At 59.3% G+C, this 13615-nt stretch carries 13 protein-coding genes; 11 read left to right on the top strand and 2 right to left on the bottom strand.

Annotated elements, in window-relative coordinates; genetic code table 11:
* Positions 1–156 precede the first annotated feature (156 nt).
* Positions 157–2517 carry a TonB-dependent receptor gene (locus tag DCO47_RS13090; protein WP_116658230.1) on the top strand — a complete coding sequence of 787 codons (2361 nt, stop codon included), beginning with the start codon at positions 157–159 and terminating at the stop codon, positions 2515–2517.
* Between the two features lie 160 nt (positions 2518–2677).
* Here the strand turns inward: DCO47_RS13090 and DCO47_RS26935 are convergent, their stop codons facing one another.
* Positions 2678–3244, bottom strand: coding sequence for a hypothetical protein (locus DCO47_RS26935; RefSeq protein ID WP_133247404.1), 567 nt, complete (start codon positions 3242–3244; stop codon positions 2678–2680).
* Between the two features lie 382 nt (positions 3245–3626).
* On the opposite strand from DCO47_RS26935, the gene DCO47_RS13080 reads away from it, so the two are divergent.
* From DCO47_RS13080 to DCO47_RS13035, 10 genes are all read left to right on the top strand, one after another.
* Complete coding sequence (locus tag DCO47_RS13080; RefSeq protein WP_064361617.1) at positions 3627–4436, top strand: energy transducer TonB; 810 nt, start codon at positions 3627–3629, stop codon at positions 4434–4436.
* Positions 4437–4481: 45 nt separating this feature from the next.
* Positions 4482–5207, top strand: a complete 726-nt coding sequence (locus DCO47_RS13075) for a MotA/TolQ/ExbB proton channel family protein (RefSeq protein ID WP_042608544.1) — start codon at positions 4482–4484, stop codon at positions 5205–5207.
* Between the two features lies 1 nt (position 5208).
* Complete coding sequence (locus tag DCO47_RS13070; protein WP_007972930.1) at positions 5209–5610, top strand: biopolymer transporter ExbD; 402 nt, start codon at positions 5209–5211, stop codon at positions 5608–5610.
* Positions 5611–5974: 364 nt separating this feature from the next.
* Positions 5975–6556 carry an alpha/beta hydrolase gene (locus tag DCO47_RS13065; protein WP_116658229.1) on the top strand — a complete coding sequence of 194 codons (582 nt, stop codon included), beginning with the start codon at positions 5975–5977 and terminating at the stop codon, positions 6554–6556.
* A gap of 51 nt (positions 6557–6607) precedes the next feature.
* Positions 6608–7528, top strand: a complete 921-nt coding sequence (locus tag DCO47_RS13060; RefSeq protein ID WP_064361615.1) for a sigma 54-interacting transcriptional regulator — start codon at positions 6608–6610, stop codon at positions 7526–7528.
* A gap of 254 nt (positions 7529–7782) precedes the next feature.
* Complete coding sequence (locus DCO47_RS13055; RefSeq protein WP_042608547.1) at positions 7783–8580, top strand: MetQ/NlpA family ABC transporter substrate-binding protein; 798 nt, start codon at positions 7783–7785, stop codon at positions 8578–8580.
* Between the two features lie 644 nt (positions 8581–9224).
* The gene (locus tag DCO47_RS13050; RefSeq protein ID WP_083353963.1) at positions 9225–9890 is read left to right on the top strand and encodes an amino acid ABC transporter permease; all 666 of its coding nucleotides are present in this window, start codon (positions 9225–9227) and stop codon (positions 9888–9890) included.
* Positions 9871–10530 carry an amino acid ABC transporter permease gene (locus DCO47_RS13045; protein WP_116658228.1) on the top strand — a complete coding sequence of 220 codons (660 nt, stop codon included), beginning with the start codon at positions 9871–9873 and terminating at the stop codon, positions 10528–10530. Before DCO47_RS13050 ends, DCO47_RS13045 begins: the two co-directional genes overlap by 20 nt.
* On the top strand, positions 10527–11309 hold the full coding sequence (locus DCO47_RS13040) for an amino acid ABC transporter ATP-binding protein (protein WP_064361612.1): 783 nt from the start codon (positions 10527–10529) through the stop codon (positions 11307–11309). Before DCO47_RS13045 ends, DCO47_RS13040 begins: the two co-directional genes overlap by 4 nt.
* Positions 11306–12178, top strand: a complete 873-nt coding sequence (locus DCO47_RS13035) for a transporter substrate-binding domain-containing protein (RefSeq protein WP_042608551.1) — start codon at positions 11306–11308, stop codon at positions 12176–12178. The genes DCO47_RS13040 and DCO47_RS13035 overlap by 4 nt, the downstream gene beginning before the upstream one ends.
* Positions 12179–12399: 221 nt before the next feature.
* On the opposite strand, the gene DCO47_RS13030 is transcribed toward DCO47_RS13035, so the two are convergent.
* Positions 12400–13560: an AAA family ATPase gene (locus DCO47_RS13030; RefSeq protein WP_116658227.1), complete on the bottom strand. Its 1161-nt coding sequence runs from the start codon at positions 13558–13560 to the stop codon at positions 12400–12402.
* Positions 13561–13615: the final 55 nt, after the last annotated feature.

The following is a 13615-nucleotide window of genomic DNA, read 5'->3' as shown; positions in this document are numbered from 1 at the left end:
AAAAAATATCCGGGAAATGCATTGGATATGCATTAGGTCGACTCCTTATAAAGGCAATCTCTTATGCAGTAAATATTTGTAAATCCATAAATAAATAACTGAAAAGAATATGCAGCGCTGAAGATGTCTGTGTGTTTTTTGACCAGGAGCCGCGCCATGAGTCCGTTGAACCTCGCGTCACCCCCATCACCACGACGGCTCAAACGCCTGCCTTTGGCGCTGTTGCTGGCAGGCAGCGCCAGCTGGACTCACGGTTATGCCGCCGAATCGGAAGCCCCGGCGCCGGTCCCGGCAGGCAAAGCGGCGGCCAGCGGTTCGCAGCTGGAAACGGTGACCGTCACCACTCGCCGCCGCGAAGAAAGCTCGCAAGATGTACCGACGCCGATGAGCGTGGTCAGCGGACAGAATCTGGAGACGCAGCGGGTCTACCGTATTCAGGATTTGCAGCAACTGGTGCCCAGCGTCAACGTCGCCTACATGCATGCGCGCCAGTCCAGCGTGTCGATCCGCGGTCTGGGCAACAACCCGGCCAGTGATGGCCTGGAAGGCAGCGTTGGTCTGTACATCGACAACGTCTATCTGGGCCGTCCGGGGATGGCGGTGTTCGATCTGATGGACATCGAGCAGCTCGAAGTTCTGCGCGGGCCGCAGGGCACGCTGTTCGGCAAGAACACCACCGCCGGGGTCATCAACATCAGCACCCGCGCGCCGTCATTCACGCCTGAGCGCAGCATCGAAACTTCGGTCGGCGAGGACGGTTATTTCCAGACCAAGGGCACCATTTCCGGGCCGCTCAATGATCAGTTGGCCGGGCGCTTTTCTGCTTACCGCACGCGCAGTGACGGCGACATCAAGAACGAATACGACGGCCACGACCTTAACGGCGGCTCGCGCGAAGGCTTTCGCGCCCAGCTGTTGTTCAAGCCCAATGAAGATTTCAATCTGCGCTGGATCGGCGATTACAACGAAGAAGATTCCAGCGCCGGCACCCGCGTGCTGTACAACACCGGGCCAACGATCAACGGCGTCAACCTGTATGAATCGCGGGCCAGCGCGGCCGGGGCGACCCTGGTCAACGGTCGGCACCGTAAGGTCAATCTCGACAACGACCAACACGTCACCGTGCATCAGGGCGGCACTTCGGTGGAGGCCAATTGGACGTTGCCGAGCGACTTTACCCTGACGTCGGTCAGCTCGTACCGCTTTTGGAATTTCACCCCGCGCAATGACGACGGCCTCAACGTGCCGGCCAGTTACAACGCCGGCGTGTCGGTGGAAGACAAACAGTACTCGCAGGAATTTCGCCTGGCCTCGCCCAAGGGCGAGTTCTTCGATTACGTGGTCGGTGCCTACTATTTCGGCTCGGATCTGGACAACAAATCCTTTGCCTATTACGGCCCGCAGGCCGACATTTGGAACGGCACCCCGGCCGGCGCCCTGGCCAATGTCACCAGCGTCGGCAAGGGGCATATCAAGACCGACAGTTTCGCCCTGTTTGCACAGGGCACCTGGCACCTGAGCGAACGCCTGGATTTCACCGCCGGGGTGCGTGGCACCTACGAAGAGAAAAACGCCTCGGTCAGCCGCAACGCGCCGCTCGGTGGCGTGGCGGTGGCGGGCGCGGGAGCCAATGCGCGTCGCGGGCGTGCCGGCGCCTACGATTCCGGAGACTTGAATCAGTACAGCTCCAGCCCGTCCGGACTGCTCAACCTGAGCTATCGCATCACAGATGACGTGCTCGGTTACGCCACGCTGTCCCACGGCGAAAAATCCGGCGGGGTCAACCTCGCGGTCGGCTCTGCGCCGACCGCTGGCGCCGACTCGCTATTGATCGGCACCGAGCGCGCGAACAACGCCGAACTCGGTTTCAAAAGCACGCTGTGGGATCACCGCCTGCAACTCAACGCCAACGTGTTCTGGACCCAGGTCAACGCCTACCAGACCAACGCCTATGACGCCGCCAACCGCGTGCAATACCTGACCAACGCCGGCTCGGTACGCTCGCGCGGCATCGAGTTCGAAAGCACCGTGGTGCCGCTACGTGGCCTGACGCTGAATTTCAACGGCTCGTACAACGACGTCAGCTACCTCTCCTACAAAGATGCACCGTGCCCGCCGGAAGTCAGCCAGGCCCCGGGTGCGCCGGCCTCTTGCGACCTCAGCGGTCATCAAGTGGTCGGCGCGTCGAAATGGATCGGCAACGCCAACGGCGAATACAAATGGAATCTGGATAACGGCTTCGAACCCTACGTCACCGGCAGCTATGCGTTCCGCTCCAAAGCGGTGGGCACGGTCGAGGATTCCGATTACGGGCAGATCCCCAGTTACGCGGTGGTCAACCTCTCCACCGGCCTGCGCGGCGATTTCAATCAGGGCCAGTGGGATGTTTCGCTGTGGCTGAAAAACGCCTTCGACAAAACCTACTACACGACCCTGTGGACGGGCGGCAACGGCGGCTATGAAGGCTTGCTTGGCACGCCGCGAACCCTCGGCGTTACCGGTCGTTACGACTTCTGACGAACGCATCTGATGACAAGCTATCCAGTTTTGTCATCAGATGTGAACCTATGAAGTTTTATCCAGCTTCAACCCACAACCTCACCGATACCCCTCGTTCAAGTGGCTTTAACGGCATGACAATAGTTATGACCACCAATTCCTGTGGCTAAATAAAGGGCTATTTCAGAACGCGCAAACAGTATTGAACTGCGCATTTCTGCTGTTCGATCTGAATAACAGGCATGATTCCTTTTAGGAAAAAACCGGAACTGTCCATGTTGCTGAAAATCTCTCTCTGGCCTGACGGGATCTCTGTCCAGACCCCTGACGTGGTCTTCTGAACGACAATCGGCGAACCACCATCATTAGTGACTTCAAAATCGGGAGTCGAGGTAACTTTGTTTTCCCTTTTACCGGTTTTCTCAGTGGCGGAGGGGGCGGAGTCTGAAAAAACGACGTAGAGCTTTTCAGGCTCGGTTTTCATTGAGACTGACACATATCCCGGTGAAGGCGGGTTCTGGGGAGGGTTGAATAAACCTCCCGCTGTTGGAAGTGCGTTAACACTATAGCTCTCTCCTGGGGCTATCGACGTCTCAGGCTGTCCGTACACTCGAGCATAAACTGTTCCCGACCTGAAGCCGTTTTTGAACTCAGTGCTTAGATACGGCGTTTTATTCCTTTCTTCTGCCTGAACTGTAAGCGGTAATAAGGCGGCAAGCGCAATACACAAAATTCCAGTTTTCATGACGATCTCCGTAGATTTATGGCCGCTTTGATTTGATAACAAAGCCAAGGAGCTCGCTACTGTCAGAAATTACAGGATTTTAAGATCTACAAGATTCCTTCGTAATAAAAAAGCGCGTTTTCGCCGATCTTGGTTATTGATGCCCTTAGCGAATATTTTGAATGCCTAAAACGCATGTTGCGTTATAGCGGGCAGCTACAGCCTGCGTAAATCGAGGGTTAGCGAGAATGCTGCGAATTTAATATTCTTTTTGGGCATATCCATGGCGTTAAAAATTACTTTCCGAGATAAGCACTTGGCTTAATTATTAGCTCATTGATCGCCGGAGAGGTTTAACCGGCGGATCAACAGCCGAACGCAAAAGACCGCAGGGAGTTGAACAATGGGCAATGTCCAGACCGCCGCCAGCGCAGGGGAATTGCTGTGGCGTCAAACGCCGAGTGGCGAACTGGTCGATCTTGGCCGGCCGCACCGTGTGCCGTTGGGGCAGTTGCGTTTACAGCGTGCACCCAAGGGTATTTTGAGCCGGCGCGAAACCCTTCTGCTCGGTGTGCTCGCGTTGGTCGTGCACGGCGTGGTGATTTATTGGGTCAGCCAGAAACCGACGCCAGTGCTGCCGGTGGTACCGCCGGAAATTCCGCCGATGACCATCGAGTTTTCGCGTCCGGCTCCGCCAGCGCCGCCGGTTGTGGTGCCGCCACCACCGGCGCCGGTGGTCGAACCGCCGCCGCCAGTGGAAGACGAATTAGCGGTCAAACCGCCGCCGCCCAAGCCGATTCCCAAACCCAAACCGGTGGTGAAACCGCCGCCCAAACCCGCGCCCAAGCCGGTAGAGCAGGCGCCAGCACCAGCGAAACCGGCAGCCCCGGTCGCCGCGCCAGCGCCTCCTGCGCCACCGGCACCTGCGCCTGTTACCCCGGCGTCAGCCAACGCTGCGTATCTCAAAAATCCGGCACCGGAATATCCGTCGCTGGCCCAGCGTCGCGGTTGGGAAGGCACGGTGCTGTTACGGGTGCATGTGTTGGCCAGCGGCAAGCCGGGCGAGATCCAGATTGCCAAAAGCAGTGGCCGGCAGCAGCTCGACGACGCAGCGCTCAACGCTGTAAAGCGCTGGAGTTTCGTTCCGGCCAAGCAGGGTGATGTTGCTCAGGACGGCTGGGTCAGCGTGCCCATCGATTTCAAGATTCATTAAACCGAAACCAAATTCGCGCGAAATGTTTACACGAGGGAACACATCATGACGTTACTGGCATCTCCACTGGAATCCATCGAAAGCGCGGTGATCTGGCTGCTGGTGGTTTTTTCCGTCGCCACTTGGGGCCTGGCTTTGCTCAAGGCTGTGCAGTTCGGCCGTCTGAAGGCGCAGGATCGGCGCTTTCATAAACGTTTCTGGGCGGCGTCGAGTCTGGATGCCGCCGCCGAGTTGAGCGAAACCCAGCCCGGTGCCGCAGCACGGGTGGCGCAGGCCGGTTACGCGGCAATCCAGGTGGGCGAGGCGCCGCAGGCGAATGATCTGAGCCAGGCGATCAACCATCAGGATCGCCTCGAGCGCGCCCTGCGCCAGCAGATCGTGCGTGAACGGCGCTCGCTGGAAACCGGTCTGGCGGTGGTTGCGAGTATTGGCAGCACCTCGCCGTTCATTGGTCTGTTCGGCACGGTGTGGGGAATCATGGAGGCCTTGAAAGGCATCAGCGCTGCCGGTTCGGCGAGCCTGGAAACGGTGGCAGGCCCGATTGGCGCGGCACTGGTCGCGACCGGTGTGGGGATCGCCGTCGCGGTGCCGGCGGTGCTGGTTTACAACTACTTTCTGCGGCGTCTGAAATTGACCGCGGCGGATCTGGATGACTTCGCCCACGACTTCTACAGCCTGGCGCAGAAGAGTGCATTCCGCGTACTGATCCACCCGACCGCGCACAAGGTGGCGACGCCGGGCAACGCGGCAAAAGTGAAGGAGGCGTCCTGACATGGCCTTCTCTACGCAAGACACGGACGAGGTGCTCAGCGAAATCAACGTGACGCCACTGGTGGACGTGATGCTGGTGCTGCTGGTGGTCTTCATCGTCACCGCGCCACTGCTGACCAACGCGATACCGATCAACCTGCCGAAGACCGAAGCGGTGGCGCCGGTCGAGCAGAAGGATCCGCTGGTGGTGAGCATCGACGGCGCCGGCAAGCTGTTCATCAACAAGGACGAGATCCAGCCTGACTTGCTCGAATTCAACCTGAAGTCGGCCAAGGCCAAGGACCCGGAAGTGCGCGTGCAATTGCAGGCCGACGACGGGGTGAACTACGGCGAAGTGGCGCGAGCCATGGCTTCGATCGAACGGGCAGGGATTACCAAATTGTCGGTGATCACTGCGCGGTGACAGATGTTGTTTTTCCGGGGCCGTTTCCTTGGCAGGGTGCGGCCCTTTTTTTATTTTTGGCGGGGAGAAAAGCCCCTCACCCTAGCCCTCTCCCGGAGGGAGAGGGAACTGACCGCGTTGTTTGGGTGCTATACACCGACATGAAAAATCCAGTCGAGCTCAGGATTTGAACGACATGAAGATCGGCTCCCTTTCCCCCTCGCCCCCGTGGGGGAGAGGGCTGGGGTGAGGGGGAAAAGATCTCCAGTCATGCACAAACCTTATATTCGATTCAGGTCTTAATAAATAGCTTCTTATTCCTTAACGAATATAACTCCTCTCCCTATACTCGACCCAGAACAGACACGACGCAGGAGAGCTCCCCATGCGCAACGAATCAATCCGTTACCTGATTGTGCCGGGCTGGCAAGGATCGCCAGAAGATCATTGGCAAAGCCATTGGCAGAACAGCCTGCCGAACAGTGCGCGGGTCGAACAGGCCGATTGGCTGACACCGCGCCGTGAGGACTGGGTCGCCGCGCTGGCCGAAGCGGTTGCCGCCGACAGCACGCCGGTGATTTTGATTGCTCACAGCCTCGGCTGCATCACGGTCGCCCACTGGGCGGCGACGGCGCCGTTGCAATACCTGCGTCAGGTGCGCGGGGCGTTGCTGGTCGCGCCGGCCGATGTCGAGCGTCCTGCCTGCGCGCCGGCGCTGCGCAACTTCGCACCGATTCCGACGGATCTGTTGCCGTTCCCCAGCCAGGTCGTCAGCTCCGACAACGACGCCGCCGTCAGTGCGCCGCGCGCTTTGCAGCTGGCGCGCAATTGGGGTGCGGAGGCGGGGATTCTCGCCGGAGCCGGGCACATCAACGTCAAGTCCGGGCATCAGCGTTGGGAGCAGGGTTTTGCCTATCTCTATCGCCTGCAAAACCGCCTTGAACACCACGCCCGCCGTCGCGCCTGACCTTATTCTTCAACGCCCCCGTCGGCTGGCGGTTTTGGGCGGGAGCCTGCCATGAGTTTCGAAACCTTCGGTCAGCCCTTGCTGACCTTTCCCGATGCGGAAAAAAGCCCCCTGAGCATTCGCGCCAAAGCGCTGGTGTTTGTCGATCCGCGCTCGCGGCAATTGCGTGAAGAACTCGAACAACTGGCACCACGTTCGATCTCGGTGTTGATCCGCGGCGAGACCGGCACCGGTAAAGAGCTGCTGGCCCGGCACATCCATCGCGCCAGCGACCGCAGCGGTCTGTTCGTTTCGGTGAATTGCGGTGCGATCAGCCCGACCTACGCCGATGCCGAACTGTTCGGCTACGCTGCCGGCAGCTACAGCGGCGCAGCCAGCAGCCGCGCCGGCTGGTTCGGTTCGGCCAATGGCGGCACCTTGTACCTGGATGAGATCGGCGACCTGCCACTGCCGATCCAGATCAAGTTGCTCGCGGCCCTGGAAAACCACGAAGTCACCCGCGTCGGTGCACATCAGCCGAGCCCGGTGGATGTGCGCCTGGTCGCCGCGACCAGTATTGATCTGGCCCAGGCCGTGGACGCCGGAAAATTCCACGAGCGGCTCTATCACTACCTCAGCGAGGGTCATCTGGAGCTGCCGGCATTGCGCGCGCGCACCGGCGACATCCTCTCGCTCGCCGAGTATTTCCTCGGCATCTACAGCCAGCGTCTCGACCTGCCCGTGCCGCTGATCAGCGAGGCGGCGCAGCACGTGCTCGAACAACACAGCTGGCCGGGCAACACCCGCGAGCTGGAAAACGTCATTCACTTCGCCCTGCTGGTCAGCACAGGTGACGAGATTCTGCCGGAGCATTTGAACCTGCCGCCGGTGCTGACGCAGATCGAAAGCCAGATCAAACAGATCCTGACCACCGGCTCCACCGCTGACCAAGCCGCGCTCAAGCAACTTCTGGCGAACGCCAAACTCCGGTAGGAGCTGCGGCACGCTGCGATCTTTTGATCTTCAGCTGTCTCAAAGCCTTGAAAATCAAAAGATCGCAGCCTTCGGCAGCTCCTACAGTTGAGGTAGAGCTGTATGAACAAAATGGAATATGAAGCTGAATAAACGTTATTGTCCGGGAATAAAAAATCCGGGTATTGTCCGCCTCACGCCAGCGATATCACTTCACTGGCACACGTATTAATGCCGTCGTCGATGACGACCGTGATTTTCGATAAGGACACTGCATGAAAAAGGTTCTGTTGTTTACCGCATTGGCGGCTGCGCTCACGGCTTCTTTCGCCAACGCCGGCGAGAAACTGGTGGTTGCCGCAACTCCGGTGCCACACGCTGAAATCCTCGAGCTGATCAAGCCGACCCTGGCCAAAGAAGGCGTGGATCTGGAAATCAAGGTTTTCACCGACTACGTGCAACCGAACGTACAAGTTGGCGAGAAGCGTCTGGACGCCAACTACTTCCAGACCCTGCCGTACCTGAATAGCTTCAACCAGGGCAAATACAAGGACGACAAATCCAAGTACCTGGTGACCGTGCAGGGTGTCCACGTTGAACCGTTCGGTGGCTACTCGAGCAAGTACAAGACCCTGGCTGAACTGCCGGACGGCGCTACCATCGCCATCCCGAACGAAGGCAGCAACAGCGGCCGTGCCCTGATTCTGCTGCAGAAGGCTGGCCTGATCGAACTGAAAGACCCGAAAAACGCCTTGGCGACGCCGAAGGACATTGCCAAGAACCCGCACAACTTCAAGTTCAAGGAGCTGGAATCGGCCCTGCTGCCGCGCGTACTGAAAGAAGTTGATCTGGACATGATCAACACCAACTACGCCCTGGAAGCCAAGCTGAACCCGACCAAGGATGCGCTGGTGATCGAAGGCGCTGACTCGCCGTACGTGAACTTCCTGGTGGCCCGTGAGGACAACAAGAACAGCGACGCGATCCAGAAACTGGCCAAGGCCCTGACCAGCCCGGAAGTCAAAGCCTTCATCGAGAAGAAGTACAGCGGCGCGGTGTTGCCGGCGTTCTGACCTGACGCTTGGGTGAATCCGCTTCAGACGTGAAAACGCCGATGGCCAGTGATGGGCATCGGCGTTTTTGTGTGTGCGTTGAAAAGCCACTCACCCTAACCCTCTCCCGGAGGGAGAGGGGACTGAATGGGTGATGCTGTAGAGGTCCGCCGACCTGATCGCGCGTCGCTGAATCCATAATCGACTCGGTCCTTCAGGTCGATGTACGACGAAAGACACTACGGTCGGCCCCCTCTCCCTCGGGGAGAGGGCTGTGGGGTGAGGGGCTTTTGATTTACGCTGTGGTCTTCAACGCCCGGCGCAATGCCCTGAGCAATTTCACAATGTCCTGCGGATCCAGCCGCTGCGGCACTTTTACGTCCATGTTGTTCTTCCTTGTGGTGAATGGGCCGGAGAGTCTGGCCAAAAGCTGTTCGTCCTTGGAGGTCTTTCGTGAAAAAAAGATCCGTCCTACAGCGCAAAGAAAAATAGCCTTCTTATTCTTTCCCGGCAAACCCACAAGATAGTTTTTTGAGTGATATCAATATGCTTTAACGGTATTTAAATTCTTGTTTTTATACCTATAAAGTCAGTGCCTGCCGGACAGCCACCCGCCGTCCATGGATTGCATCACCGCCGCTTACCGAGCGGCGTCAGGACGCTTCATGACTTTCGACTACGCCTTTATCCTCAGCACCCTGCCGGCCTTTCTCAAGGCCGTGGGTGTGACGCTGCAGGTCGGATTGATCGCGATCGGCACTTCGCTGCTGGTGGCGCTGCTCAACGCGACGATTCTGGTGTTCCGCACGCCTTACCTGGGAAAACTGGTCGGCCTCTATGTAGAGCTGGCGCGCAACACGCCGCTGCTGATTCAGCTGTTCTTCGTCTACTTCGCTTTGCCGGCAGTGGGAATCCAGGTTTCCGGGTTCACTGCGGCAATCATCACCATGACTTTCCTTGGCGGTGCCTACCTCACCGAAGTGCTGCGCGCCGGCGTCGATGCGGTGCCCCAGGCGCAACTGGAATCCGGGCGTTCGATTGGCCTGTCGCACGGGCAATTGCTGCGTTACGTGATCCTGCCGCAGGCGGGGATTCTCAGTTTGCCGTCGCTGTTCGCCAATTTCATTTTCCTGCTCAAGGAAACCACCGTGGTCTCGGCGGTGGCGGTGCCGGAAATCCTCTACACCACCAAGAGCTACATCGCGCTCTACTACAAAACCTACGAAATGCTCGCCGTGCTGACGCTGATCTGCGTGCTGCTGTTCCTGCCGCTGTCGCTGTTGCTCAGCCGCCTGGAAAGGAGGCTCCAGCATGGCCAGTTCGGGTCTTGAACTGCTCTGGGTGTCGTTGCCACAACTGGCCAAGGGCGCCGGGCAAACCCTGTCGATCTCGTTTCTGAGCATCGCCATCAGTACGGTCGGCGGCTTGCTCTACGGTGTGCTGCGCACGTTGAACGTAACGTGGCTGAACGCGATTTTGCGCATCTATCTGGAGTTGTTCCGGGCGATCCCGGTGCTGGTCTGGTTGTATCTGCTGTTCTTCGGTTTGCCGATTTTCTTCGGCCTGAGCCTGCCGAGCTTCTGGTGCGCGGTGCTGGTGCTGTCGCTGTGGGGCGCCAGCGAGGTCGGCGAAGTGGCGCGCGGTGCGCTGTATTCGTTACCGCGCGGGCAGCGCGAAGCGGGGCTGTCGATCGGTCTGAATGCTGCGCAACTGTATGGCTACGTACTGCTGCCGCAAGCACTCAAGCGCATGACGCCGCCGACCATCAACGTCTACACGCGGATCATCAAGACCAGTTCGCTGGCGGTGCTCATTGGCGTCGTCGATGTGATCAAGGTCGGCCAACAGATCATCGAGCGCACTTACGAATCGGTACTGATCTACGGCGCGCTGTTCCTGTTTTTCTTTTTCATCTGCTACCCGCTCTCGGCCGCCTCACGCGTGCTGGAACGGCGCTGGACGCAAGCATGAGCGCACTGATCGAGTTTCACGGCTTCAACAAATTCTATGGCGAGCAGCAGGTGCTCAACGGCATCGACCTGCAAGTGCAGAGCGGCGAAGTGATCGTCATTCTTGGCCCCAGCGGTTGCGGCAAAAGCACCTTGCTGCGTTGCCTCAATGGTCTGGAAGAGGCGCACAGCGGCAGCCTGAGATTCGTCGGCCGGGAGCTGCTGGACAAAGCCACTGACTGGCGCGAAATCCGTCAGCAGATCGGCATGGTGTTCCAGAGTTATCACCTGTTCCCGCACATGAACGTGCTCGACAATCTGCTGCTCGGCCCGCTCAAGGTGCAGAAGCGCCAGCGCCGCGAAGCGCAACAGCAGGCCGAAGCCTTGCTTGAGCGCGTCGGTCTGCTGGACAAGCGCGATGCTTTCCCGCGCCAGCTCTCCGGCGGCCAGCAGCAACGCATCGCCATCGTCCGGTCGCTGTGCATGAACCCACGGGTCATGCTCTTCGACGAAGTCACCGCCGCCCTCGACCCGGAAATGGTCAAGGAAGTGCTGCAGGTCATTCAGGGCCTGGCCCGCGAAGGCATGACCCTGTTGATCGTCACCCACGAAATGGCCTTCGCCCGCGCGGTGGCCGACCGCATCGTGTTCATGGATGCCGGGCGCATCCTTGAACAGTCCCCACCCGAGATTTTCTTTACGAACCCGCAAACCGCACGCGCGCAGCAGTTTCTGGAGAAGTTCTCCTTCGTTGCCACACTGCCAGAAACGAATCCGACAAAGGAACTGGAACCGCTATGAAAACTGCCGCTCTGTTAATGCCTCTGCTCAGCCTCGCCTTGCTTGCCGGTTGCGGCAAAACCGAAGAGCCGCCAAAGCCGAAGGTTGCCAGCGAAAGCGCCGCGCCTGCCGGTTATCTGGACAAGATCAAGGCCCGCGACAAATTGATCGTCGGTGTATTTACCGACAAACCACCGTTCGGCTTCGTCGATGAGGCCGGGCGCTACGTCGGCTTCGACACCGACATCGGCCGGCGCTTCGCCAAGGATCTGCTCGGTGATGAAAACAAGGTCGAGTTTGTTGCCGTCGAGCCGGCCAGCCGCATTCCGTTTCTGCAAAGCGACAAGGTCGACCTGATCCTCGCCAACATGACCGTCACCCCGGAGCGCAAGGAAGCGGTGGAATTCACCAACCCGAACCTCAAGGTGGCCGTGCAGGCGCTGGTGCCGCAGGGCAGTTCGGTGAAGAAACTCGATGATCTGGCGACGCGCACCACGATTGTAACCACCGGCACCACCGCTGATATCTGGCTGACCAAGAACCACCCAGACTGGAAACTGCTCAAGTTCGAGAAGAACTCCGAGTCGCTGCAAGCCTTGGCCAATGGCCGCGGCGATGCCTATGCGCAGGACAATCTGGTGCTGTTCAGCTGGGCCAAACAGAATCCCGGCTATCGCGTGCTCGAGGAAAAACTGGGCGCGGAGGCGCCGATTGCGCCGGCCGTGAAGAAGGGCAATCTGGAGTTACGTGACTGGGTCAACAGCGAGCTGGCCAAACTGGGCGAGGAGAAATACCTGCTCAAGCTCTATGACCAATATGTGCGTAAAGAGCTGAGCGATGACACCCGGCCTGAGAGTGTGATTGTTGAAGGGGGCAAGTGGCAGGGGTGATTGCCTGTTGGATCGGCGGTGAGGCTTGCCCCTCACCCCAGCCCTCTCCCGAGGGAGAGGGAGCCGACCGGGTTGTCTTGCATCAGAATCGACCTGACAAACCGAGTCGATTATGAATTCACAGAAGCATTTTCAGGTCGACGAAATTCTCGCAAACAACTCGATCAGTTCCCTCTCCCTCTGGGAGAGGGTCAGGGTGAGGGGCTTTTCGCTGGCACCGCTCAATCCGGCCAGTGCCACGCTGGCTCGTCCAGCATCCGCTGCCCGACAATTCCGGTCTGCCCCAGCGTCTTCTCCAGCACGATGCAATTGCACTGCGGATCTTCCTGCAATGCCGAGATCAGTCGCCGCGCGTGGGACACCACCCACACCTGGCATTGCTCTGAAGCGCAGATGATCAGTCGCGCCAGCGCCGGCAGCAGGTCCGGATGCAGGCTGGTTTCCGGTTCGTTGAGCACCATCAGCGATGGCGGTCGCGGAGTCAGTAGGGCTGCGACCAACAGCAGATAGCGCAAGGTCCCGTCCGACAGCTCTGCCGCTGACAACGGCCGCAGCAAGCCTTCCTGATAAAACTCGATGGCGAAACGGCCACCGGCCAACGGCGCGATGTTCAGTCGCGCGCCGGGAAACGCATCGCTGATCGCCGCGCTTAACGCCTGCGGGTCGCCGATTTCGATAATCGTCTGCAAGGCTGCCGCCAGATCGCGACCGTCGTGGTGCAACACTGGCGTGCGCGTGCCCAATTGCGGCTGACGCACCGGCGCGTCGGCATCGCTGCGAAAGTGATCATAGAAGCGCCAGCGGCGGATGAACTCGCGCATCTGGAATACTTCCGGCGAGCTGCGCAGATTGCCGACCTGATCGAACAGGCTGTCGAAGTTCGGCGTGTGTTGCGCCAGCACATCCCAGGCACGACCTTCGCGGGCGCGAATCATCGGGCCGTTGCGGTCGACCAGCAGGCTCGCCGGGCGAAACACCGGGCCGGCCCAGATGCATTCACGTTTGATTTCCGGATCGAGCGAAAAACACGAACGGCTCGGCTCCGGCAGGCCCAGGCCAATGGCGTAACTGAAATTCTCGCCGGCAAATCCCAGGCGCAACCGTTTCACGCCCTGGCGCACCGTCGCCTCGATCGCCACCTCACCGTTGCGCATGCGCCGGCTGATGGTTTCCGGCCCGGCCCAGAACGTCGATTCCAGCCCGCCCTCACGCGCCAGCGCATTGACCACGCCGCCCTGCGCGGTTTCCGCCAGCAGGCGCAGGGCGCGATAGAGGTTGGACTTGCCGCTGCCATTGGGTCCCGTAATGAGATTCAGGCGCCCGAGCGGAATCACCAGTTTGTTGATCGAGCGGTAATTGGCCACGGCCAGGGTATGAAGCATGAAATTCCTTCTCTTCGGGCGGCACTTGTAGGAGCTGCCGAAGGCTGCGATCTTT

Origin of the sequence: Pseudomonas sp. NDM, assembly GCF_003105095.1 — a bacterium.
Classification (GTDB): domain Bacteria; phylum Pseudomonadota; class Gammaproteobacteria; order Pseudomonadales; family Pseudomonadaceae; genus Aquipseudomonas; species Aquipseudomonas moraviensis_A.
The sequence above is the reverse complement of the archived record's forward strand: the minus strand, read 5'-3'. Positions and strand labels throughout refer to the sequence as shown.